At 52.3% G+C, this 23,554-nt stretch carries 19 protein-coding genes; 7 read left to right on the top strand and 12 right to left on the bottom strand.

Annotation, left to right across the window (positions count from 1 at the left end):
- Nucleotides 1–250: 250 nt before the first annotated feature.
- A complete protein-coding gene (mdtM, locus tag OGX67_RS06280; protein WP_257651271.1) occupies nt 251–1,492 on the top strand; it encodes a multidrug efflux MFS transporter MdtM in 1,242 nt (413 codons plus the stop codon).
- A gap of 80 nt (nt 1,493–1,572) precedes the next feature.
- Here the strand turns inward: mdtM and metC are convergent, their stop codons facing one another.
- Nucleotides 1,573–2,763 carry a cystathionine beta-lyase gene (gene metC / locus OGX67_RS06285; RefSeq protein WP_003019195.1) on the bottom strand — a complete coding sequence of 397 codons (1,191 nt, stop codon included), beginning with the start codon at nt 2,761–2,763 and terminating at the stop codon, nt 1,573–1,575.
- A gap of 30 nt (nt 2,764–2,793) precedes the next feature.
- Nucleotides 2,794–4,026 carry a dicarboxylate/amino acid:cation symporter gene (locus OGX67_RS06290; protein ID WP_136397524.1) on the bottom strand — a complete coding sequence of 411 codons (1,233 nt, stop codon included), beginning with the start codon at nt 4,024–4,026 and terminating at the stop codon, nt 2,794–2,796.
- A 219-nt stretch (nt 4,027–4,245) separates the two neighbouring features.
- Here OGX67_RS06290 and OGX67_RS06295 point away from each other — a divergent pair, with 219 nt between their 5' ends.
- From OGX67_RS06295 to OGX67_RS06310, 4 genes are all read left to right on the top strand, one after another.
- Nucleotides 4,246–5,172, top strand: a complete 927-nt coding sequence (locus tag OGX67_RS06295; protein WP_268043164.1) for a LysR family transcriptional regulator — start codon at nt 4,246–4,248, stop codon at nt 5,170–5,172.
- Between the two features lie 75 nt (nt 5,173–5,247).
- Entirely contained in the window at nt 5,248–6,528 is a 1,281-nt protein-coding gene (locus OGX67_RS06300; RefSeq protein WP_044699088.1) for a DUF445 domain-containing protein, read from the top strand.
- 96 nt (nt 6,529–6,624) lie between these two features.
- The gene (locus OGX67_RS06305) at nt 6,625–7,812 is read left to right on the top strand and encodes an MFS transporter (RefSeq protein WP_257651273.1); all 1,188 of its coding nucleotides are present in this window, start codon (nt 6,625–6,627) and stop codon (nt 7,810–7,812) included.
- 136 nt (nt 7,813–7,948) lie between these two features.
- Entirely contained in the window at nt 7,949–8,404 is a 456-nt protein-coding gene (locus tag OGX67_RS06310; RefSeq protein ID WP_257651274.1) for a hypothetical protein, read from the top strand.
- 63 nt (nt 8,405–8,467) lie between these two features.
- On the opposite strand, the gene OGX67_RS06315 is transcribed toward OGX67_RS06310, so the two are convergent.
- The 5 genes from OGX67_RS06315 to uxuA all read right to left on the bottom strand — a co-directional run bounded on the left by OGX67_RS06315 (nt 8,468) and on the right by uxuA (nt 14,163).
- Complete coding sequence (locus tag OGX67_RS06315; RefSeq protein ID WP_008322158.1) at nt 8,468–9,475, bottom strand: porin; 1,008 nt, start codon at nt 9,473–9,475, stop codon at nt 8,468–8,470.
- Between the two features lie 191 nt (nt 9,476–9,666).
- Complete coding sequence (locus OGX67_RS06320) at nt 9,667–9,870, bottom strand: hypothetical protein (RefSeq protein WP_008322159.1); 204 nt, start codon at nt 9,868–9,870, stop codon at nt 9,667–9,669.
- Nucleotides 9,871–10,518: 648 nt separating this feature from the next.
- Complete coding sequence (uxuR, locus tag OGX67_RS06325) at nt 10,519–11,292, bottom strand: Uxu operon transcriptional regulator (RefSeq protein ID WP_003033268.1); 774 nt, start codon at nt 11,290–11,292, stop codon at nt 10,519–10,521.
- 132 nt (nt 11,293–11,424) lie between these two features.
- Nucleotides 11,425–12,900 carry a fructuronate reductase gene (locus tag OGX67_RS06330; protein ID WP_061548391.1) on the bottom strand — a complete coding sequence of 492 codons (1,476 nt, stop codon included), beginning with the start codon at nt 12,898–12,900 and terminating at the stop codon, nt 11,425–11,427.
- Between the two features lie 78 nt (nt 12,901–12,978).
- Nucleotides 12,979–14,163, bottom strand: coding sequence for a mannonate dehydratase (gene uxuA / locus OGX67_RS06335; RefSeq protein ID WP_003837169.1), 1,185 nt, complete (start codon nt 14,161–14,163; stop codon nt 12,979–12,981).
- A 259-nt stretch (nt 14,164–14,422) separates the two neighbouring features.
- Here uxuA and gntP point away from each other — a divergent pair, with 259 nt between their 5' ends.
- Nucleotides 14,423–15,766, top strand: coding sequence for a gluconate permease GntP (gene gntP / locus OGX67_RS06340; protein ID WP_257651275.1), 1,344 nt, complete (start codon nt 14,423–14,425; stop codon nt 15,764–15,766).
- Between the two features lie 49 nt (nt 15,767–15,815).
- Here gntP and OGX67_RS06345 read toward each other — a convergent pair whose 3' ends face one another.
- The 3 genes from OGX67_RS06345 to OGX67_RS06355 are packed head-to-tail and all read right to left on the bottom strand — an operon-like array spanning nt 15,816 to nt 18,661.
- Complete coding sequence (locus tag OGX67_RS06345; protein WP_071696543.1) at nt 15,816–16,511, bottom strand: LutC/YkgG family protein; 696 nt, start codon at nt 16,509–16,511, stop codon at nt 15,816–15,818.
- A complete protein-coding gene (locus tag OGX67_RS06350) occupies nt 16,504–17,931 on the bottom strand; it encodes a LutB/LldF family L-lactate oxidation iron-sulfur protein (protein WP_257651276.1) in 1,428 nt (475 codons plus the stop codon). Before OGX67_RS06350 ends, OGX67_RS06345 begins: the two co-directional genes overlap by 8 nt.
- A gap of 10 nt (nt 17,932–17,941) precedes the next feature.
- Nucleotides 17,942–18,661 (bottom strand): (Fe-S)-binding protein, encoded by a 720-nt coding sequence (locus tag OGX67_RS06355; protein WP_003033252.1) that lies wholly within the window; start codon nt 18,659–18,661, stop codon nt 17,942–17,944.
- 581 nt (nt 18,662–19,242) lie between these two features.
- Between OGX67_RS06355 and OGX67_RS06360 the strand changes: the two genes are divergently transcribed.
- Nucleotides 19,243–20,796 carry an L-lactate permease gene (locus OGX67_RS06360; RefSeq protein ID WP_003837161.1) on the top strand — a complete coding sequence of 518 codons (1,554 nt, stop codon included), beginning with the start codon at nt 19,243–19,245 and terminating at the stop codon, nt 20,794–20,796.
- A 494-nt stretch (nt 20,797–21,290) separates the two neighbouring features.
- Here OGX67_RS06360 and pdxY read toward each other — a convergent pair whose 3' ends face one another.
- Both pdxY and OGX67_RS06370 read right to left on the bottom strand, forming a co-directional pair.
- Nucleotides 21,291–22,148, bottom strand: coding sequence for a pyridoxal kinase PdxY (gene pdxY / locus OGX67_RS06365; protein WP_257651277.1), 858 nt, complete (start codon nt 22,146–22,148; stop codon nt 21,291–21,293).
- A gap of 11 nt (nt 22,149–22,159) precedes the next feature.
- Entirely contained in the window at nt 22,160–23,425 is a 1,266-nt protein-coding gene (locus tag OGX67_RS06370) for an aromatic amino acid transporter (RefSeq protein ID WP_003837156.1), read from the bottom strand.
- Nucleotides 23,426–23,554: the final 129 nt, after the last annotated feature.

Raw genomic sequence — 23,554 nt, forward strand, 5'->3', positions numbered from 1 at the left:
GGTTATTACCCGTTCAACTTACTCTTCCTGAGGTGCGATGTGCTGATTGTTACCTGTAATCGTTACGTTTTCTGACCCCGCGTTAGTGAGCGTTTCTCCTGTTTGCGCTTCACGCAGGCAGCGTTTTTGATTACATGAAATTCAGTACATTTGCAGTCTGCTTTTATTCTGTCATCGGCCTGACGTCTCAAAGACGGTATTGAATTTCGCTATTCCCGTTGAGGGTTTTCTCCCGACAAGGAGCTGTTTTATGCAACGGATTCTCGCGTTTTTCTCCCAACGCGCCACAACGTTATTTTTTCCTATTGCGTTGATTTTGTATGATTTCGCAGCCTATCTGTCGACGGACTTGATTCAGCCCGGCATCATTAATGTCGTACGCGATTTCAACGCCGACGTCAGCCTGGCGCCCGCTGCGGTGAGCCTCTATCTGGCAGGCGGCATGGCGCTGCAATGGCTGTTGGGGCCACTTTCCGACCGGATTGGCCGTCGACCGGTGCTGATTGCGGGGGCGTTAATCTTTACCCTCGCCTGCGCTGCCACACTGTTTACTACTTCAATGACGCAATTTCTGATCGCCCGATTTGTGCAGGGCACCAGCATTTGCTTTATCGCGACCGTTGGCTATGTCACGGTGCAGGAGGCGTTTGGGCAAACGAAGGCCATTAAGTTAATGGCGATAATCACTTCCATTGTGTTGGTTGCACCGGTTATCGGCCCGCTCTCCGGAGCGGCGCTATTGCACTTTGTACACTGGAAGATCCTGTTTGCCATCATTGCCGTCATGGGGCTTATCGCCCTGATTGGGTTAATGCTAGCCATGCCGGAAACCGTCCAGCGCGGCGCGGTACCGTTCAGTGCACGCGGCGTACTGCGTGATTTCCGCGACGTTTTCCGCAACCGGGTATTCCTGTTTGGCGCAGCCACGCTATCGCTAAGCTATATCCCGATGATGAGCTGGGTGGCGGTCTCACCGGTGATACTGATTGATGCGGGCGGCATGACTACATCGCAGTTTGCCTGGGCACAGGCCCCGGTGTTTGGCGCAGTGATCGTCGCCAATATGGTGGTGGTTCGTTTCGTGAAAGATCCGACCCGACCACGCTTTATCTGGCGGGCCGCACCTATACAGCTGAGCGGGCTGGCGGTGCTGATTGTCGGCAATTTACTGTGGCCGCACGTCTGGCTGTGGTCGGTGCTGGGAACCAGCCTGTATGCGTTTGGTATTGGGATGATCTTCCCGACGCTGTTCCGCTTTACGCTGTTTTCCAACAACTTACCTAAAGGAACGGTCTCGGCATCGCTGAATATGGTGATCCTGACGGTGATGGCGGTTTCTGTCGAAATTGGACGCTGGCTATGGTTTAACGGTGGCAGGATTTCGTTTCATCTGCTGGCGGTTGCGGCGGGGCTCGCTGTCGTGTTCACGCTGGCAGGCTTACTCAAACGGGTACGCCAACATGAGGCAACGACGTTAGCCACTGAAAACTAACCTGCCCGCTTATCCGGCCTACGACAACTATGTAGGCCGGATAAGGCGCTTGCGCCGCATCCGGCTACGCTCACATCATCTTAAGCAATGCGTGCAAATCCCGCTTCGAGATCGGCAATCAGGTCGCCAATATCCTCCAGGCCAATATGCACCCTGACCAGCGTGCCGCTGAAATCCACCTCTCCAGCCGGGCGAATGCTGTTCAGCTCTTCCGGCTGGTTCGCCAGAATGAGCGACTCAAATCCACCCCACGAATAGGCCATATGGAACAGCGAGAAATTATCGAGGAAATTCGCCATCTGTTCGTCGGTGAGTCTCTTTTTCAGCACAAATGAGAACAGGCCTGAGCTTCCGGTAAAATCACGCTGAAAATACTCATGGCCCGGACATTCCGGTAACGCCGGATGGTTCACCCGCGCCACTTCCGGTCTTGCCGACAGCCAGCGAGCAATATGGATACTGCTCTCCTGATGCTGCTTAAGGCGTACCGCCAGGGTACGCAATCCGCGGCTGCCGTTGTAGGCGGTATCGGCATCCAGCGTTTGCCCCATCAGATAGGAGTTCTCGCGCAGACGATCCCAACAACGGGCGTTAGACACCGCCGTGCCCAGCATGCCGTCCGAATGACCGATGGTGTACTTCGTTCCCGCCTGAATGGAAATATCCACGCCATAATCCAGCGCTTTGAACAGCACACCCGCCGCCCAGGTGTTGTCGATCATTATGACAATCTCCGGATTCACCGCGCGGATAGCCTTAACCATCCCCGGCACGTCCTGGACTTCCATGGTGATAGAACTTGGTGACTCAAGGAATACAACCTTCGTTTCCGGACGCAGAAGATCGACGATACCTGCACCAATCAGCGGATCGTAATACGTTGTTTCCACATTGAATTTACTCAGGATCTTATTGCAAAAATCCTGGGTTGGCTCGTAGGCCGCGCCGGTCATCAGGATATGATCGCCACCCTGAACAAACGCCAGAATCGCGTTGGTCACCGCCGCAGCACCACATGGGTACAGCGCGCAGCCAACGCCGCCTTCCAGTTCGCTCATTGCCTTCTGGAAGGCAAAGTGGGTATAGGTTCCGCGACGACCGTAAAACAGCTCACCGTTTGCGCGATTGGCGGTGGCAAATTTCTTGTCCTTCACGGTATCAAATACCAGTGAAGAGGCACGTTGGATAACCGGATTCACCGCTCCCTGGGTGTAGCGTTTGTCACGACCAGCAACAACCAGTTGCGTCTCAAGCTTCATTGCGTCTTTCATAACATCTCCTGTTCTTAATCCGTGTGAAACCTATACCACCGCAGCAGTAGAGTTTATTTCAGTGTTGGTCTGCTTTTTTCCAGCGAACCGTTCAACAATCTGCGCCGCATTCAAATCATGGATAACGTTAATCAGTGTGGCCGGCGCATCGGTAATGGTGCCCAGCACCACCAGCATCGGGATTGCTTCCATCGGCAGGCCCAGCGTGGTAACGATAAAGATTTCACCGAGGAACGCCCCGCCCGGCACGCCACCAACGATAATGGCGGAGAGCACCGCAATCAGCATCGTCAGGAAGAAGGTTTCGGTGGTGAATTCCATCCCCAGCACGGAATAGATAAAGACGATTTTCAGCGCGGCAATCATCGCCACACCGCCTTTGTTCAGGTTAACCAGCAGTGGAATGGAAACATCAACGATTTCCGGGTTAATCCCCATCGCCTTACCGGCACGCAGCGTCACCGGGAGCGTCCCCAGCGAAGAGCAGGTCCCCAGCGCAGTTGCAGACGGTTCAATCGCGTTACTCCAGAAGGCTTTGACCGCCGGAATACCGCCGCCAATATACGAATAGAGAATCGAGCCAAAAACAAAATAGACCAGCGTGGCAACCATAAACAGGCCGATGGCGCGGGCAAAGGTTAACAATAGTGCAGAGTCCTGACTGGCCATGGTGGCGGCGAAGTAGCAGCCCAGACCAATCGGCGCGACCTTCATAATGATCGAAACGATCTTCATGATCACGGTATTGGCGTCTTCCAGCAGCGACGCAATACGTTTACCGGCCTGATCCGACTGACCAATCGCCACACCGGCGATGATCGCCATCACGATCAGAGCCAGAATATTGGACTTAGAGAACAGCCCAATAAAGTCGCTGGTGGTGATCATGCTGACAAAATCCATCTTGCCGCTGCCCGCCTGCACCGACTGCGAGAGATCGATAGTGACGCCCTGCGCCGGGTTATACCAGAGCGCCAGCGCGACGATCCCGGCCGCCGGAATAAAGGCCATCGCGATCGAAACAATAAAGATAATCGCCATAATACGCCCCAGCCTTTTCAGGTCGGTCATACTGGCGATCGAAGACATGACGCTGATCCCCACCAGCGGCACAATAATCATAAATAACAGGTTTAAGAATATCTGACCTATTGGCTGGAGTTTACTTGCAAACGATGGGGCATAAATACCTAATAAGCCGCCAATCACCAGAGCAACTAATAAAATAATCGACGATCTGTAGGGTTCGAGTCGTGACCACATAATCGGTACCTTTAGAATAATAATTAATGAGATTAAATTCACAATGTGATGAGTTTCCGTTTCGCCTCCTTTTAATTTGTGACGTAACTCACCTAAGTTGTTATTTTTTCATTTTGCCAGCAAGTTGTTTCCTGTGATTCAATAGTTGCATGTTTAAAAGGCGAATGTAACGGCCTATTCGTACCGTTTTTGCAAATCACTTGTGAATTTAAGGAAATTATGAGTACGCCGATTTCACTCAAGCATCTGGAGTTTTTTACTAAAATCGTCGACTGCGGAGGATTGTCAGAAGCCGCGGCGCAGCTCAACGTCTCGCCGTCTGCGGTCAGCAAAAGCCTGGCAGCGATGGAAGATACGTTAGGCACGACATTAATTAAACGCACCACCCGCAGTATTACCCTGACCGACGCCGGGCAATATCTCTTCAACCGCGCTAATAAGCTGTTGAAAGAATTCGATGAAACGCTGAATACCACCTCCGGTTATTACCACAGCCCGCAGGGTGAATTACGCATAACCTGCTCAATTGCGTTTGGTTATTCCCGGCTGGTGAACCTGGTGGATAAATACCGCTCCCAGTTCCCGGATGTGAATCTGTATATCGATCTCAACGATAACTTCGTCAATCTGAACGAAACGGATTTCGACATTGCCCTGCGAATTTCCATCGCGCCGCCGCAAAACTATGCGATGCGCAAGCTGGTGCCTGTTCGCTGGGCGTACTGTGCCTCACCCGGCTACCTCGCTAAAAAAGGCATGCCCCAGCGTCGCAGCGATCTGGTAGATCATGATTGCCTGGTTTACCCGGGCCTCACGCCGGTACTGAAGGTGGCAGATGAACAGGATCGGCTGCATCAGTTGAAACTACATATGCCGATCCAGGCCAACAGCAGTCTGGTGCTGTTGAAGTCGGTGCTAGAAGATCAGGGGGTGGCATATTTGCCCACTTATTTGATTGGTGATCATATTCAAAAAGAGGAGATCACGCCGCTGATGCTCGACGGCACCATCACCTGTGAAACTCATGCCCTGTATGCGCTGTACTTTCCCAGCAAGTACAGCAATCCGAAGGTGCGATCGTTTATCGATTTTCTGGTCGCAGAACTTGGTCCCTTACCGGCGTGGGATAACTGGATCCCTGGATAAATGCTTCCCGCCTGAAAATGGGAGACGCACCACAATTTTTGCGCGATCCCCCCGTCTGGCTCTATCCTTAAGCCTATGAATAAAATTGCTGAACTCAAACGTGCCAAGCGACTGGCGCTCTCATTGCTGCTGATCGCTGCCGCGACCTTCGTCATCACGCTGTTTTTGCCGCCCAACTTCTGGGTACTCGGGATCAAAGCGATCGCTGAAGCGGCGATGGTTGGCGCGCTGGCGGACTGGTTTGCCGTGGTGGCGCTTTTTCGCCGGGTGCCGATCCCGTTTATCTCGCAACACACGGCTATTATCCCGCGCAATAAGGATCGGATCGGCGAAAATCTTGGTCAGTTTGTACAAGAGAAATTCCTCGATACCCAGTCGCTGATAGCCCTGATCCGCCGCCATGAACCGGCGCTGTTGATCGGCAACTGGTTCAGCCAGCCGGAAAACGCCCAGCGCATCGGCCAGCATCTGTTGCAGATCATGAGCGGTTTTCTCGAACTGACCGACGACTCGCGCATTCAGCGGCTGATCAAGCGGGCGGTGCACAAGGCCATCGACAAAGTCGATCTCTCCGGAACCAGCGCGCTGATGCTGGAAAGCATGACCAAAAACAATCGCCATCAGGTGCTGCTCGATACGCTGATCGCCCAACTGATCGCCCTGCTACAGCGCGACAGCTCACGAGCGTTTATCGCCAGACAAGTAGTGCACTGGCTGGAAACCGAACATCCGCTGAAAGCGAAGATCCTGCCAACCGAATGGCTGGGCGAACACAGCGCCGAGCTGGTGTCTGATGCCGTTAACTCCTTGCTGGATGACATCAGCCACGATCGCGCGCATCAGATCCGCCATGCCTTCGATCGCGCTACATTTAAGCTCATCGATAAGCTCAAACACGATCCGGAGATGGCCGCGCGGGCCGAAAGCATGAAAAGCTATCTGAAGGAAGATGAAGCCTTCAACCGTTATCTTGGCGAGCTGTGGGCAGACCTGCGTCAGTGGGTGAAAACCGACATTAACGCAGATGATTCCCGCGTGAAGCAGCGCATCGCCAGCGCCGGGCAGTGGTTCGGCGAAACGCTGGTAGCCGACAGCGCCCTGCGTGCCTCACTAAATGGGCATCTGGAGCAGGCCGCGCATAAAGTTGCCCCGGAGTTCGCCACCTTCCTGACGCGCCATATTAGCGACACGGTGAAAAGTTGGGATGCTCGCGATATGTCGCAGCAAATTGAGTTAAACATCGGTAAAGATTTGCAGTTTATTCGCGTCAACGGCACGTTGGTTGGCGGTTCAATCGGGCTGGTGTTATATCTGTTGTCGCAAATTCCGTCCCTGCTGACGCTGGCGAATTTTTAAGGAGAAAGATTCTGAGTCATTTTATTTTTACTTTTCATTATCATTTACGCATGTAATATAACAATTATCAGCTAACAGCGCGAAATGAGAGTCCGTATGTCCCAGGGAAGCCCAGATTCAAATCGCCATGCCATCAGTGTCGCGCTCTTTGGCATGCTGGTCTTAACGCTGGGCATGGGGATTGGGCGCTTTCTGTATACGCCAATGCTGCCGGTGCTGCTGTCAGAAGGTCAATTTACCTTTGACCAACTCTCGTGGATTGCCAGCGCCAACTACGCCGGGTATCTGGCGGGAAGTCTGCTCTTCTCCTTTGGGCTCTTTCATCTTCCCTCACGCTTACGTCCAATGTTGCTAACGTCCGCGCTCGCTACCGCAGGGCTGATTCTGGCGATGGCCAGCTTTACGCAGCCCGCACTGGTGATGCTGATCCGCTTTCTGGCGGGCGTCGCCAGTGCCGGTATGATGATCTTTGGCTCGATGATCGTTCTGCATCATACCCGGCATCCCTTCGTGATCGCGGCGTTGTTCTCCGGCGTTGGCGCAGGCATTTTGCTGGGCAATGAATATGTCATTAGCGGTCTGCATTTTGCGCTGTCCTCGCACACGCTCTGGCTGGGCGCGGCGGCAGCCTCGGCTCTGTTCTTTGTGCTACTGGTTATACTCCTGCCATCTCGCGACCACGTGCTCCCCGCCGCGGCCCCGGTAAAAACAGAGCATCAGCCTATGTCCTGGTGGCTGCTGGCGCTGCTGTACGGGCTGGCCGGATTTGGCTACATCATTGTCGCCACCTACCTGCCGCTAATGGCGAAAAGCGCCGGTTCGCCGCTGTTGACTGCCCATCTCTGGTCGCTGGTCGGCATATCGATAATTCCGGGGTGTTTCGCCTGGCTGTGGGCCGCCCGACGCTGGGGAGTATTGCAATGCCTGACGGCGAATTTGCTGATTCAAAGCGCCTGCGTGCTCATGACGCTCGCCAGCGGCTCTTTGCCGCTGCTGGTGATAAGCAGCGTGGGTTTTGGCGCAACGTTTATGGGAACCACTTCACTGGTGATGCCGCTTGCCCGACAACTTAGCGTACCGCGCAATATTAATCTGCTGGGCCTGGTCACTCTGACTTACGGCATTGGGCAAATACTTGGTCCGCTATTAACCAGCCTGCTGGGAAGCGGCGCACTGGCGATCGTTAACGCCACGGTGTGCGGCGCCGTCGCGTTGTTGATTGCGGCACTTATCAGCCTCACGCAATTATACAAACAACGTTTCGCCTCGCCAAAAAGGGTATAACCGGCAATCGTCTAAAGAAGGTATATTCGGATTAGTCCGCAATTAAATGTCAACATTTAATAAACCTAAAATAATCGGTAATTACCCGCCAGACAATTTATAATTCCCGCCTGTTCATTTATAAAATCAATTTAAAATGCGTAAAAATGGACATATTAATTCAACATCAACACTATCTTCGGGAAAATACATGTTGTGGTTTAAAAAAATATTACTGGGGTTAATTATTTTGGCGGGTTTAATTGGCACGATAAAAGATTATAAAGACTTTGGCCTGTTTGGCGCACTGGGATTGTTTATTATCTTTCTGTTATCAACAACATTTTTATGGCAATGGGCCTCTGGCAGGTTACCGGAGATAACAAAGTTACATGCCATACTTATTTTACTGGCCAGCGCGATAGCCTCTATTTTTGTTATCAATATGGCCATTGCCGGAAATTTGCATGTGGATTTAATGGAGGTCATGCGCGTTACCATTACGCATAATCCACTTTTTTATCTGATTCTCTGCGTGGTTGCATGGGTAAAAGTGGGCATCTGGCAATGGCTGTTTAGCGGTGTACAGCAGGAAGAGAGTCAGCCGGTTTAAACGCCGGCAGATATAAAAAAAGGCGTCTTAACCAGGACGCCTTTTTCATACCAGAACAAAAAGTTAGAACTGATAGGTCAGACCCGCAGCAACCTGGTTATCGCTGTCTTTACCATCGAGCAGGTTAATCTTGTAACCTACATCAGCCACGATGTTTTTGTTGAAGTAGTAATCTGTACCCAGCGCGACGTATTCGGTCAGGTCATTATTGTTGTTATCACGCGCGTGGACGTAAGCCACGTTTGGACGCAGACCAAAATCAAACACATACGCGGCCATCGCTTCAAAGTGCTCAGCTTTGTCCGCATCCTGAATCAGGTTGTGGGACTCTCCGTACATAGTCGCTACATAGATAGCATTAGCATCATATTTCAGACCCGCGCCCCAGAACTCTGCGTTTTCGCCATTCCAACCTTTTTGTTTCTGCTGAGCAGTCACAGAACTGTTGGTATAGGCCGCAATTGCAGATATGCCAGAATCCGCAATGTTGTCATAACCCAGGGAGAAGCCGTAGCCATTGCCGTGTTGTTTCGTCGGATCCTTATTGGTATCGTCCTGACCCTGATATTGCGCGCCAACATTCAGACCATCAACGGCACCGAACAGATTTTTGGTGCGAAGTGTTGCAACGCCAGAAGTGCGTGTAGTAAGGAAGCGGTCAGTATTTTCAAAGGAGTCACCGCCGAACTCTGAGAGAGTATCAGTATAAGCTCCCACATCGTAAGCGATACCATAGTTGCGACCATAGTCAAAACTGACGTCATGACCATAATCCAGGCCAGCAAACGCCAGACGTGTATTAACGCCATTCTGCGAACCTTCTGCTTTAGCGGCATCAAACTGACTTTCAAATTGCCCGTAACCGGTCAGTTGATCGTTGATTTGCGTCTCACCGCGAAAACCCAGACGTGCGTAGGTTTCATCAGCATTAGTACCATCAGTCCAGGAATGGGCTGCTTTTACTTTGCCGTAGAGATCCAGCTTGTTGCCATCTTTATTATAAATTTCCGCTGCATGAACGGAGGTTACCCCTAATGCCATTACAGCTAATGCCACTACTGACTTTTTCATGTTATTACTCACTTTTAATTGTGAATTTGGCTATCAACTTTGTTATGCAGGCAGAATACCTGCATAAAAAAGTCCCCTATGGATTAAGGGGCAATACCAATAACACACCAAAAAAATACCAATGAAGGTAATAATGAAGTGGCAAGACATAATTCATTTTTGGATTTTCAATCAAAACCGGACAGCGATAATTACTCGAGACTTTCACTCTCATTAACTGAGCGATGCAACATTAATGCTTCAGCAATAATATCTTGTTTACTTTTACGGGTTTCAAATGCCAGCGTTCGCACATATTCCCACAAAGAGGTATCGACACGGGCACTTAAAAGAACCATATCTTTTGATCGGGTCCCTCTGGGTTTTCGAATATCGGGATAGTCTCGAGATGGCATTTTCAACTCCTGAACGTAATAACACGCTTATGGCGATGAAATATGCAGTTAGTGTAAAAACATGTCAACGGTAAAATACAGTCATAATAGTAATGAAAGTGTTAATAAACCAATGAATAATGGAACGATATTTCAAATGAAAGATAACTTGTTTATGGAATAATGTGTAATGTTAACTTTACGCATATTGGCTTTTATTCATTTGATTAAAAAAACATGAGGAATTTACATTAGACATATCACAACTCAAAACATCATTATGACCAATAAGTTACGCACCGTTATTAATGTCTACATTTACGCGAACCGCTTGTTTTTATGTGTAGTTATGCCGGTAAACCTTATCCTGATTACTGCAGAGATCGCGTTGATTCTCACTTAACCCAGACCCATTTTGTCTAAAAATAAGCACGGAAAGGTAAAAATAAGGTAAATGACACATTTTTTCGCATGCGAAAATAAGTTGTTTTTAATTGATTTAAATCAATTTGCACCGCACAAAGGGGACGAAAAAATGTTCATCCGAGGCGATGGAAACAATTTTTTACGTGACTTTCAGAACGTGAAAAGCGGCCCTGCCGGGCAATGAATGAGGATGCGGAAAACGCGGTGCGGGCCGCAATAGCCCGCGTATGAGAGGAAGGAAAATCAGGCGTTAACTTTATCCAGCGGCCAGGAATCAAACAGATAACCATCAAAATCAATGTCATCGACATTTGAAAACTCCAGCAGACGCTGTTTGACATTTTCCAGATGCTGCCACATGGCCAGCTTGGCCGCGCGGGCATCTTTTTTGATTAATGCAGCCAGGATCTGTTTATGGTCGCCCATCCACTCTTTCCGGTAGTGGGTATCGTCGAGGTGGCTATGGAGCTGGATCCACATCGGGTTGTTCTCACGCCACTGCCATGACTGGCGAAACAGCTCCACCAGCATGCTGTTATGCGTGGCTTCAGCTATGGCGAGATGGAACTGCATGTCGCCGCTTTCAGAACCGTTCGGCTCGCTGGAAGCCAGCTCCCGCTCTTCCAGTTGCAACGCCTGGCGCATTTTGACGATATCTTCGCGGGTAGCCTGCAGCGCGGCAAATTCGGCAATGTTGCTTTCCAGCAGCTGTCGCGCCTGCAACAGTTCAAACGGGCCCGCATCATTGCAATGATTTGCATCCGTACTGTCGATAGTCTGCGCATCCGCATTGTCGAGCACGTAGATCCCGGCTCCGCGGCGCACGTCCACCAGGCCTTTAATTTCCAGCATGATTAACGCTTCGCGAACTACCGTGCGAGTGACATTGAGCATCTCGGCAATTTCACGCTCTGGCGGCAAGCGTTCACCGGGCTGGTACGGCGTCTGGACAATCAGATCGCGGATCATGGCACCCACTTCCTGGTAGGGTCTTTGCTGAGAAGTGTTCGATTTCATCGTGTTATGTCCGTCAGATGCGTGTAATCAGATACGGGGAATAGGTATCGAACTATAGCATTTGCGGGAGGGCAAAAACAGAAAACGGGTCAACCAAACCAATATTTTGATTGACCCGTCATAGTTCGGAGGTTATGCGTCAGCGCTTAATGCTGCAACGCACTCACGTGCGCCGTGTTCACATAGCTGTTGATACGTCGCGATAATGGTCTCCACAAAGCCAGCGTTTTCCGCCAGGTCATGACCAAAAATGCCAGACAGCCCCAGCAGCGCCGTCACGCGCTCGGCTCCCTGGTACTGTTGGTTAATGTGTTGAAATTCAGCCAGCATAGGGTCGACAACATCAATGGCCTGCCCTTGCTCATCCACACCGTGGGTGTAGCGCATCCAGCCCGCCACGCCCAGCGCCAGGTGACGCCAACTGCTGGCATTTTGCAGGTGCAGACGCACCGGATCCAGCAGGCGCTGCGGCAGTTTCTGGCTGCCGTCCATCGCAATCTGCCAGGTACGGTGGCGCAGAGACGGGTTGCTGAAACGCTCGATCAGCAGTGTCGCGTAGGCGTTGAGATCGGTGCCTTCCGGCATCGAGAGCGTCGGCGCCTGCTCCTGCATCATCAGCGCAAACGCTGCTTTGCGGTACGCCGGATTGGTCATGGTATCGGCGATGGTTTCATAGCCGCCGAGATAGCCCAGATACGCAAGGAAAGAGTGGCTGCCGTTGAGCATGCGCAGTTTCATCATTTCAAACGGCACCACGTCGGCCACGAACTGTGCGCCAACCTTGTCCCAGTCAGGACGACCGTTGACAAAATTGTCTTCAATTACCCACTGACGGAACGGCTCACAGGCGATAGCACACGGATCGTAAACGCCCAACTGGTCGGCAATCTCCTGCAACGTTTCCGGCGTCGCCGCCGGAACAATGCGGTCGACCATAGTGCACGGGAAAGTCGCATTAGCTTCAATCCACTGCGCCAGCTGCGGATCGCGCGCCTGCGCCAGCCCCAGAACTGCGACTTTCGCCACATGCCCATTTTCACGCACGTTATCGCAGGACATCACGGTAAAAGCCGCCAGCCCCTGCTCACGGCGCAGGTACAGCGCTTGTACGATGTAACCAATCGCTGATTTCGGCGCGGTCGGATTCGCCAGATCGTGTTTAATCAGCGGGTTATTGAGATCTAACTGACCGCTGGCCGCATCGGTGCAGTAGCCTTTTTCGGTGACCGTCAGCGAAACAATTGCCGTCTGCGGGCGCGCCATCGCCTGTAAAATACCGTCACATCCGTCAAGATCCGGGTGCAGCGCTTCTTTCATTGATCCGATCACTTTCAGCACGGTGTTGTCCGCGCCTTTTTCCGCCACGGTATACAGCAGTTGCTGCTTGCGCAGATTTTCAATCAGTACGCAGTCGTTACCCGGCATCAGGTTAACTTCACAGATCCCCCAGTCGCTGTCAGTGGTTTCCAGCAAATGATGGGTGTACAGCGCCTGATGCGCGCGGTGAAAAGCGCCACATCCCAGGTGAACAATGCGGGATTGCAGGCGCGCGCTGTCCCATGCAGGGCGCGCAACCGGCAGGTCGCTATTGGCAATTGTCGTTGTCATCGTGAACTCCAGAACCCGTTGAAAGGCCAACGGATGAGAAAAGAAAAAGCCGGCCAGACAGGTGGCCGGCAACTCGCTTTAGCGGCTAAAGAAAGCGCGCTGGATAGCCATCTCAACGCCTCGCACTTCCGCCAGCCCTTTCAGGCGACCAATCGCGGAGTAGCCTGGGTTGGTTTTCTTTTTCAGATCGTCCAGCATCTGGTGGCCATGGTCCGGACGCATCGGGATCAGATCCTCTTTACCCTCGGCTTTACGGCGTTGTTCTTCTTCAACGATCGCTTTCACCACCTCGTACATGTCGACATCGCCATTAAGATGCGCCGCTTCATGGAAGGTTTTCGGGTTATCTTCACGCAGCGTGGAGCGCAGATGGGTGAAGTAAATGCGTGGGCCAAACTGTTTGATCATGTCGACCAGATCGTTGTCCGCCCGCACGCCATAGGAGCCGGTGCACATGGTGAAACCGTTCGCCATGCTGTTGACCGTATCGACCATCCACTGCATGTCTTCCACCGTGGAAACAATGCGCGGCAGGCCAAGGATCGGGCGCGGCGGATCGTCCGGGTGTACCGCCATGCGTACGCCAGCTTCTTCCGCCACCGGAATAATCGCCTTCAGGAAGACGGCGAAATTCTCACGCAGCGCGGCTTTGTCGATATCTTTGTAGCGCGCAAGATGCTGGCGGAACTGGTCGAGGGTGTAGCCCTCTTCCGCACCCGGCAGACCGGCGATGATGTTGCGGGTCAGACGCGCTTTGTCTTCATCGCTCATGGTGGCGAAGCGTTCATTTGCCTGAGCAATCTCTTCGGCGGTGTAGTCCGCTTCCGCGCCCGGACGCTGGAGGATATGCAGCTCAAAGGCGGCAAACTCAATCTGGTCAAAACGCAGCGCTTTGGAGCCGTCCGGCAGAACGTATTCCAGGTCGGTACGGGTCCAGTCGAGAACCGGCATGAAGTTGTAGCACACGGTACGAATACCGCACTGAGCCAGGTTACGCAGGCTTTGCTGGTAGTTGGCGATCCACTGCAGATAGTTGCCGGAACGGGTTTTAATGTCTTCGTGGATCGGCACGCTTTCGACGACCGACCAGACCAGGCCCGCCTGCTCAATAATGGCTTTGCGTTTTAGGATCTCATCAACCGTCCACACTTCCCCGTTCGGGATATGGTGCAAGGCGGTGACAACGCCTGTGGCACCCGCCTGACGTACATCCGCTAAGGTGACCGGATCGTTAGGACCATACCAGCGCCATGTCTGTTCCATGTTTTATTCCTCGTTACGTTATGGACTCGACGATATGGCACATAAATTCCTCCTTTTGGTATGACATGTCAACCTGAAGCTTAAAATTGGTTAACCAAATCACGATTTATTCTATTGAGATCGCCATTTTACGGCCATGTTGCTCAGTAAGAATGTAAACATGTAACGCAATGTGACATTCATCGCATCAATGGTTAACCAATATATGTAACATCTCAACCAAAATCATAATAGTTCAACCAATAAAGGTAGACGTTATATGCACGTTCTCAATATTCTGTGGGTCGTATTCGGCATCGGTCTGATGCTGGTGCTCAATCTAAGATTCAAAATAAACTCGATGGTCGCCCTGCTGCTGGCGGCGCTCTCGGTCGGTATGCTGGCGGGTATGGATTTGATGGAGCTGCTGCACACCATGAAATCCGGCTTTGGCAGCACGCTGGGTGAACTGGCGATTATCGTGGTATTCGGGGCGGTCATCGGTAAGCTGATGGTTGATTCCGGGGCGGCGCATCAGATTGCCCATACGCTGCTGGCGCGCCTCGGCCTGCGCTATGTGCAGCTGTCGGTGATCATTATTGGTCTGATCTTCGGCCTGGCGATGTTCTATGAAGTGGCATTTATTATGCTAGCGCCGCTGGTGATCGTCATTGCTGCAGAAGCGAAGATCCCGTTCCTCAAGCTGGCGATTCCTGCCGTTGCCGCCGCCACCACCGCCCACTCGCTGTTCCCACCGCAGCCGGGTCCGGTGGCGCTGGTTAACGCCTACGGTGCGGACATGGGCATGGTTTACATCTACGGTATTCTGGTGACCATTCCGAGCGTGATCTGCGCCGGGCTTATCCTGCCGAAATTCCTCGGCAACCTCGATCGCCCAACGCCGTCATTCATGAAGGCCGACGTACCGGTTGACCAGAATAACCTGCCATCCTTCGGTGTTTCTATCCTGGTGCCGCTGATCCCGGCAATCATCATGATCTCCACCACCATCGCCAACATCTGGCTGGTGAAAGGGACGCAGGCGTGGGAAGTGGTCAACTTCTTAGGCTCTTCACCGATTGCAATGTTTATCGCTATGGTTGTTGCCTTCGTGCTGTTTGGTACTGCGCGTGGTCACGACATGCAGTGGGTGATGAATGCCTTTGAAAACGCGGTGAAAAGCATCGCCATGGTGATCCTGATCATCGGCGCGGGCGGTGTACTGAAGCAGACCATTATTGATACCGGCATTGGCGATACCATCGGCATGCTGATGTCGCACGGCAATATTTCTCCGTACATCATGGCGTGGTTGATAACCGTGTTGATTCGTCTGGCAACGGGTCAGGGCGTAGTCTCAGCCATGACGGCAGCAGGGATTATTAGCGCCGCCATTCTCGACCCGGCAACCGGTCAACTGGTAGGCGCCGATCCGGCGTTACTGGTACTGGCAACGGCGGCGGGCTCCAACACCCTGACCCATATCAACGATGCCTCGTTCTGGCTGTTCAAAGGCTACTTTGACCTGTCGGTGAAGGATACGCTGAAAACCTGGGGTCTGCTGGAGCTGGTGAACTCCGTGGTTGGCCTGATTATCGTATTGATCATCAGCATGATTGCATAACGTCGATACCGCTCTGGCCCGCAGCGCCAGAGCGGTTATCCATCCTGCCTCAACAATCCTCAATAATCAGATACACCGCCTTCACCGGGCCATGCACTCCAACCACCTTGATAAGCTCAATATCCGCCGTCGAGCTGGGCCCACTAATGATGTTAATGCACGATGGCATACGCTCACCGGCCTGCGCCTTCTGATGCAGTTTTTCTGCCAGTTGCGCCACGCGCGGCAGGATAGTGCTTTTACGCAGCACGAAAATTGAGGATTCCGGCAACAGGCTCAGGGAACGCCCGCGCTCCGGCGCGGAAAACAGCACCACGCCGCCGGACTCGGTCAGGCCATACTCGGCATACACCACGCCCACTTTCGCCTTTTCGGCCTGGGTAATATTTTCGCTGCCACGCGCCGGCTCCCAGACCACGGCGTTGCATTCCTGTTGCAAGCGTTCGGTAATGCCCAGCGCCGCCAGCCGGCTGTCGCCGCTCAGCACCACCGGCTGCTGACCCAATTCTTCGCACAGACGGAGCGCCGCGTCTGCGGCCTGGTCCTCGCGAGTCAGCTCACAGCGAGCCAGCATCACTTCACTGGCAAACTGGACAAATGCATCGCAGCGCTGCTGCGGGCTAAGTTCGGTCAGGCGCTCGTTAGCATAGTTGTTAACCGGTGCGACATCCGCTTGCGGTTCGAAGCGCAGCGGGCGACCCAGCGCCTGGGCGATGGTATTTAAAAACGCGGTACGGTTATCCATTCTTTTTCTCCTGCGCCTGATGTTTCTTAAACCAGCTACGGAAGCTCTCGCCGTCGGCATCAGGCAGATCGCGCGCCTCCATCCAGTCACCAATCGCGCCAACCTTGAGCGGCGTTTTGCCGCCATTGATAAACCAGCTTGCCGCATGTGCGCCCGCCATCATCCCGACTTTCCACAGCCCCGGATGGCTATTGGCGTAGGCGAACATTTTGATCGCCCGTCGCTCGGCTTTCGGCGTAATGCCCTCCTCGGCCATCACCCGGCGATGACGCAGGATCAGTTTTGACAGCGGAATCTTAACCGGACAAACGCTGTCACAGGCCGTGCATAATGAACAGGCGTATGGCAGATCTTTAAAATCTTTATAGCCGCCGAGCAGCGGAGAGATCACCGCGCCGATAGGGCCGGGATAGATAGAACCATAACCGTGTCCGCCAATGTGGCGGTACGCCGGGCAGGTGTTCATACAAGCCCCGCAGCGGATGCAGCGCAGCACATCACGAAACTCTGAGCCCAGCACCTGCGAGCGGCCGTTATCGACAATCACCAGATGGAACTCTTCCGGGCCGTCGACGTTATCCGCCTCACGCGGTCCGGTCAGCCAGGTGTTGTAGCCCGTCAGACGTGCGCCCACGGCGCTGCGCGCCAGCATGGTGATCAACACATCCACCTCGGCAAAGGTCGGCGCGATACGCTCCATGCCCATCACCGCAATGTGCGTTTTCGGCAACGTGGTGCACATGCGCGCGTTACCTTCGTTGGTCACCAGGCAAACAGAGCCGGTTTCCGCCACGGCAAAGTTACAGCCGGTAATACCGATTTCGGCACTGAGGAAATCCTCGCGGATCTTCTGGCGAATGAACAAGGTCATGGCTTCCGGGGTTTCCGGGCCGTCATACCCCAGACGCTCATGCAGCACGCGGCGGATCTGATAGCGATCTTTATGAATAGCCGGGACCACGACGTGCGAAGGCGGATCCTGATCCAACTGCAGGATATATTCGCCGAGATCGGTTTCGATCACCTGAATTCCGGCATCCTGCAGCACATGGTTGACACCGATCTCTTCGGTCACCATCGACTTGGACTTCACCACCTTCTTCGCATTTTTACGCTGCGCAACCTGCAGAATGTAGCGGGTGGCGTCTTCTTTGGTTTTGGCGAAATAGACGTGCCCGCCGTTTTCCGTCACTTTCTCGGAGAGTTGATACAGGTAAGCATCGAGGTTGCTCAGAACGTGGTCGCGGATCTGGCTGGCACGATCGCGCCATTCTTCCCAGTGGCCTAGCTCATCAACCATTTTCTGCCGATTCGCACCAATACGCTCCTGCGCGTTGGCCACGGCTTTGCGCATGATCGGATCTTCGATCTGCTGACGAATGCGCAGTTTAAATTCTACATCGCTGGTTTTTATCGACATCTCTTTCCCCTCAGCGGCTCATCAGCACTTCAGCAATATGCATCACTTTGACCGGCTGGCCTTCGCGTTGCAGTCGGCCGCCAATATTCAGCAGGCAGCTGACGTCAGCGCCGATCAAAAACTCCGGCTTCGCATCCATCAGATGTAAAACTTTCTCTTTCACCATCTCGCCGGAGATCTCGGCCATCTTGACCGAGAACGTCCCGCCAAAGCCGCAGCAGGTGTCCTGATCGGCAAACGTCAACAGCTCCAGTCCGCGCACGTTTTTCAGTAGCGTGAGCGGCTCTTCCTTCACCCCCAGTTTGCGGGTCAGGCTACAGGAAGGATGATACACAGCGCGGCCCTGCAGGCTGGCACCCACGTCCACCACGCCCAGTTTGTTGACGATAAAAGAGGTGAGATCCTGCATACGTCCGGCAACCTTCTCGGCGCGCAGCGCCCATTCAGGCTCATCCACCAGATACGTCGGGTAGCTTTTTACTGCGTAGGTGCAGGAGCCTGCTGGGGAGATAATCGGATCGTCGTTGTCTTCCAGGGCGGCGATCAGGTTTTTCATCCCGGGGATCGCCTCTTTGATGTAACCGCTGTTGATGGCTGGCTGACCGCAACACCCTTGCTTTTCGGGGAAATTAACGCGACAACCCAGTTTTTCCAGCAGCAATACGGAGTCTCGTGCCATCCGTGATTTCAGTGCGTCACCAATACAGGTAACAAAGAAATTTACATTCACAATAACTACTCCATTGCTTCATTTCTGTTTATTGCGCTTGATATCGCGATATCAAACAAATGTTCATTCGTATTTCATACCCAGTTTTTCTGTTTGCTGGTTTTACCAATACCTGGGTTCATGGTGATGCTCTGATCGTTTTCCTTTGATGGCGACTCTCCTCTTCTTATATCAGGACAATCGCAAATGTCTGTATTTTCATTTGTATGACAAAACCAAATAATCCCCTAATCGACTCGCACATGCAATACCCTGGTTTATTTATTTCGGCCTCGCTCACATTTTTATATTGGAAACCACAGCGTTATTAACACCTTAGAAAACAGTTTCAGGTGATTACCACTGTTGTCACTACCATTATTAAAAAGTTTATTAAATAACCACTTATAGGTATTTAATCGGCACTTAAGTATATTTACCCGGCATTGGATTTTAATTAAAAGATTACAATAGTTACAAAACTACAAATCATAATTACTTTATTCACTGAAGCGATTCAGTTTGCATACTTTATTAGAACAGCAATGTAGCCTCCCCACCATAAATATAAATCAGGTTTAATGAACCAATTGGGAATAGCAATGAACGAATATTTTATGTTTGCCCTGGCACTCTCTCCGTTACTACTGATGGTATTTTTAATATTGAAATTGAAAATGCCCATCCATTATTCAGTACTGATCTCTTTGGTATTCACCGCTGCACTATCGGCAATATTCTGGGAAATGCCCGTACAAAATCTGAAAGCCGCGATAGGCTATGGCGCGCTGAAGGGATTATGGCCGATTGTGATTGTGATCCTCGGCGCTATCTTCAGTTATAACGTCATGCAGGCGACCAAAGCGCTGGATATTCTGCGCGATATTCTCGCCAGTATTAGCGAAGATAAGCGTATTCAGGTGCTGCTGATTTCATGGTGCTTTGGTGGATTTCTTGAAGCCGCGGCGGGTTATGGTACAGCGGTCGCCATTCCGATCGGTATTCTTATCGCATTGGGTTTCAATCCCCTGAAGGCGGCGATTGCCTCTCTGGTGGCAAATACCGTTCCCACTGCATTCGGCGCGGTCGGGATCCCGGTTTCTATTCTGGCAGAACAGGTTAACCTGCCGGTTTATACCTTAGGCGGAACCATTATTCTGCAGCTCGCGCTGTTTAATATCCTGCTGCCGTTTGTGATTGTCTGCATTATTGGCGGCGGCCTGAAAGCCATTCGCGGCGTATTTCTGATCACGTTGATTTGCGGTATTACCACGCTGGTTCCGCAGTATTTTGTCGCTATTCATCTCGGTGCTGAATTACCCGCCTTTGCCGGTAGCCTGGTCAGCCTGTTTGCCGTGGCGATGGTTAGCCGTCTGCGCAAAGGGAAAACCGATCCCGAGTGGCGAATTGAAGTCAGCCATACCCGCGAAACCACGCCGCGCTCGGCAAAAGTGTTGTTCCGAGTTGGCTCTATTTATCTGTTTATTTTTGTGTTTATCCTGATGTGTTCGCCACTTTTCCCGACGATAAAAGGCGCAGCCTCACAACTGGCCTCGGTGCTACATTTCACGTTGGCTGACGGCAAAACGATGGCGTTGAAAGTTGAATGGGTGACCACGCCAGGGATGCTGATCATCTTTGCGACCATTATCGGTGGTTTTATTCAGGGAGCGTCCGCACGCGGGATGCTGGAAGTATTTATCAAAACGATTTTCCAGCTTAAAAACTCTATCGTCGCAATTATGGCGATCGTCGCGCTGGCCACGGTGATGGATCTCAGCGGGATTATCTCCACGCTGGCACAGTCAATTGTCGATCTGACCGGCAGCTCGTACGTCTTCCTCGCTCCGGTGATTGGCGCGCTGGGCACGTTCGTTACCGGCAGCGATACCAACTCGAACATTTTGTTCGGAAAACTGCAAACCATTGCCGCCAGCAAACTGCATATCGATCCCAACTGGCTGGCGGCGGCCAACACTTCTGGCGCAACGGGCGGGAAAATGATTTCGCCGCAAAGCATCGCCATCGCGGTATCCGCCACAAAAATGGACGGTCAGGCCAACCAGATCATGTCTGGCACCATGAAATACTGCTGCGCCTATATCGTGATCCTCGGCTTAAAGGTTGGCCTCTTTTATTACTGGTTTATGGCATAAGCCATTGTCAACCCCGTCAAATTTGCGGCAACCGTATTTGACGACGCGGTGACCAAAAAGGTTTACACCTCCCCGGGAACGGAACGAGGCGACAGACTTTACGATTTGTCGGCGCTGACTAAAATAGCGCCGATGTTTCAAATCGAGGATTGTTGTTATGTTGTTCTGGAAAAAGATGGTGAAGAAGTTCGACGCCTTTTCCGCGTTGATTCCACCACGCTACTTCCGCGTGTAATACTGGGCACTTATGCCTGATGGCGCTTCGCTTATCAGGCCTACGTTTCGCATTCATTTGTAGGCCTGCGTTTCACGCTCATTTGTAGGCCGGATAAGGCGCTAGCCGCATCCGGCAGCAGCGTAAAATGTTCACCCCTTTCTCTTACGCAGTCCGCACGCTCTTAACATCACAACCCAAATACGAAGCCATGCAAAACGGTAGACCAGCGGATGCTGAAACCTCAGCAATGTCAGAAACACAGAGCCCCCTTGCGGCGTCAGATCACCGTTGCCTGATAGCGAACCTGTGGGTCCATAATCTGGTGGCGTGCGTCTATCAGCCGCAGTTCATACGAATCATGCTCTTTCGTCAGCCGCATTACCGCGTCAACAACACTGGTGGTCCGCTCCAGTGCCTGCTTGTCCTCGTAACCATTGAGCAGTGAGGCCAGCATCACGCTGCAAATCAGATCCCCAACGCCCACCGGCATTTTGGCAAAGGTATACAGCGGCCGGGCAATGTGTAACGTCTGTTCCGGCGTCACCAGCAGCATTTCAAACGCCTGTTTGTTCCGCGAACAGTCGCCGAGATGCTTCACCAGCACCTTCTTTACGCCCCACGACACCAGTTGCCGCGCCGCTTCCACCACCTCGTCAAAACTACGCAGTTGTCTGCCCGTCAGCACGCCCAGCTCATAGAGATTCGGTCCCATCATGTCGGCCAGCTGAATGGCGTCATCGACAAAAAATGACGCCACGCCCTGCGCGACAATGCAGCCTTTTTGCGGGTCGCCCATTACCGGATCGCAAAAATAGAGCGCCTGCGGATTACGCTGACGAATGGTGATGACCGCGTGCTTCACCTCTTCACAATGGCGTTTATCTCCAAGATACCCGGACAATACGGCATCGCATTGCGCCAGCTTTTGCAGGTCATCCAACCCGCTGATGATCGCGCTCAGCTCGCCGTGCGGCATCGCCATGCCCTGCCACATCCCATATTGGGTGTGGTTGGAAAACTGTACGGTGTAAAACGGCCAGACATCGATCCCCGAGAGCTGCATCGGCAACACAGCGGCTTTATTTCCGGCATAGCCATAAACAACCGACGACTGAACAGACAACACGTTTTTCATTTTGACTCCGTCTAACGAAACGTTGGCAGCAGACCAAATACGTCCAGAACAACCGTCAGATAGACAACCGCTCCGCAGACAATCACCAGGTTAAGCACGGTGTTATTACAGGGCGCGGTATAGCTGGCGGTTGGGAAACGTTTCCGCGCGGCTTTCACCAGGAACGGCGGCAGGATCACGCTCCAGATGGTAAAGGCCAGACCGGCGTAACCAATCGCGTGCACAAAACCGTTCGGGAAGAAAAAGCACACGGCGGCTGGCGGGAAGTAGGTCACCAGCGCGGTTTTCAGGCGGCCCATACCGTCGTCCGGGAAGTGAAACAGATCGGCGATGTAATCGAACAGGCCAAGCGTCGCCGCCAGCAGGGAACTGGCTACCGCGAAGTTGCCGAAAAAGGTGAGGATCAGATCCATATACCGGCTGGTGAACAGCCCGCTGATGGCCTCGACAAACACATCGATATTGCCGCCTTTGGCGATGATCGGCGGGAATGAGGAACGGCTGATGTTACCCATCGTCACGCCCAGCCAGAAAATATACAGCAGCAGAGCAAACAGCGTACCGATGATAATCGAACGCGTAATATTCGAGACTCCGCTTGTGCCATACAGTTTGACCAGGCTCGGCACGTTACCGTGAAAACCAAACGAGATAATACAGAACGGCAGCGTCATCAGGATGTACGGCAGATACTGCGAATTGGGCAACGCCACCGCCACGCTGTCGATGAGTTTTGCCACTTCGATATGGCCAATCAGCCCGGAGAACGTGGCAAAGAACGCCACAAACTTACCGATAATCAGCACGGTAGTGATGCGTCCAACCAGTAGGGAACTATACCAGGCAATCGCGCCGACCAGCATACTGACGATCACCACCGAGATATTCGCCGGAAAGCGCACGCCGCTGTATTTGAACACAGTTTGCGCCATCACCGCCGACGAACCGGAGATATAGGCATAGGTCAGAATATACAGCACAAAGCCGAAAGCGATACCAACCACGATATTCCACTTCCGGCCTAATAAATCCTGAGTAAAGGTATTAAAACTGGCACCGGCGCCATAATGCAGGTTAACTTCGACCAGCATCAGACCGGTTAATAACATCATGATGGCGATAAATAGAAGAATAACAGACGCACCGGGGAACCATACGCCGGCCATCGCAATCGGCAGGGAGAACATCCCACCACCCACTACGGTCGCGATAACCAACATGGTTCCGCTAATCAGTCCGGGGGTACTACTCTGTCGCTCAATGGCATTAATATCCATGATAAATGTTCCTGTAGACTATTCGTTATAATTACAGCTGTCATTTGTACATCATGCGGATAATAAAAATGTCGGAGTCAGGGTTTACTTTTTTTTAGTTATGTCACGGTAACGGGCACCGTAAAGGCT

It is taken from the genome of Citrobacter sp. Cf118 (assembly GCF_030334095.1).
GTDB classification, from domain to species: domain Bacteria; phylum Pseudomonadota; class Gammaproteobacteria; order Enterobacterales; family Enterobacteriaceae; genus Citrobacter; species Citrobacter freundii.

Bases quoted from the DNA above. Each gene is read 5' to 3' on its own strand.
- OGX67_RS06370 (WP_003837156.1), bottom strand. From the start codon at position 23,425: ATGGATATTAATGCCATTGAGCGACAGAGTAGTACCCCCGGACTGATT.
- mdtM (WP_257651271.1), top strand. From the start codon at position 251: ATGCAACGGATTCTCGCGTTTTTCTCCCAACGCGCCACAACGTTATTT.
- OGX67_RS06300 (WP_044699088.1), top strand. From the start codon at position 5,248: ATGAATAAAATTGCTGAACTCAAACGTGCCAAGCGACTGGCGCTCTCA.
- OGX67_RS06350 (WP_257651276.1), bottom strand. From the start codon at position 17,931: ATGTCGATAAAAACCAGCGATGTAGAATTTAAACTGCGCATTCGTCAG.
- gntP (WP_257651275.1), top strand. From the start codon at position 14,423: ATGCACGTTCTCAATATTCTGTGGGTCGTATTCGGCATCGGTCTGATG.
- pdxY (WP_257651277.1), bottom strand. From the start codon at position 22,148: ATGAAAAACGTGTTGTCTGTTCAGTCGTCGGTTGTTTATGGCTATGCC.
- OGX67_RS06310 (WP_257651274.1), top strand. From the start codon at position 7,949: ATGCGTAAAAATGGACATATTAATTCAACATCAACACTATCTTCGGGA.
- uxuR (WP_003033268.1), bottom strand. From the start codon at position 11,292: ATGAAATCGAACACTTCTCAGCAAAGACCCTACCAGGAAGTGGGTGCC.
- OGX67_RS06320 (WP_008322159.1), bottom strand. From the start codon at position 9,870: ATGCCATCTCGAGACTATCCCGATATTCGAAAACCCAGAGGGACCCGA.
- OGX67_RS06295 (WP_268043164.1), top strand. From the start codon at position 4,246: ATGAGTACGCCGATTTCACTCAAGCATCTGGAGTTTTTTACTAAAATC.
- OGX67_RS06360 (WP_003837161.1), top strand. From the start codon at position 19,243: ATGAACGAATATTTTATGTTTGCCCTGGCACTCTCTCCGTTACTACTG.
- metC (WP_003019195.1), bottom strand. From the start codon at position 2,763: ATGAAAGACGCAATGAAGCTTGAGACGCAACTGGTTGTTGCTGGTCGT.
- OGX67_RS06315 (WP_008322158.1), bottom strand. From the start codon at position 9,475: ATGAAAAAGTCAGTAGTGGCATTAGCTGTAATGGCATTAGGGGTAACC.
- uxuA (WP_003837169.1), bottom strand. From the start codon at position 14,163: ATGGAACAGACATGGCGCTGGTATGGTCCTAACGATCCGGTCACCTTA.
- OGX67_RS06290 (WP_136397524.1), bottom strand. From the start codon at position 4,026: ATGTGGTCACGACTCGAACCCTACAGATCGTCGATTATTTTATTAGTT.
- OGX67_RS06345 (WP_071696543.1), bottom strand. From the start codon at position 16,511: ATGGATAACCGTACCGCGTTTTTAAATACCATCGCCCAGGCGCTGGGT.
- OGX67_RS06330 (WP_061548391.1), bottom strand. From the start codon at position 12,900: ATGACAACGACAATTGCCAATAGCGACCTGCCGGTTGCGCGCCCTGCA.
- OGX67_RS06305 (WP_257651273.1), top strand. From the start codon at position 6,625: ATGTCCCAGGGAAGCCCAGATTCAAATCGCCATGCCATCAGTGTCGCG.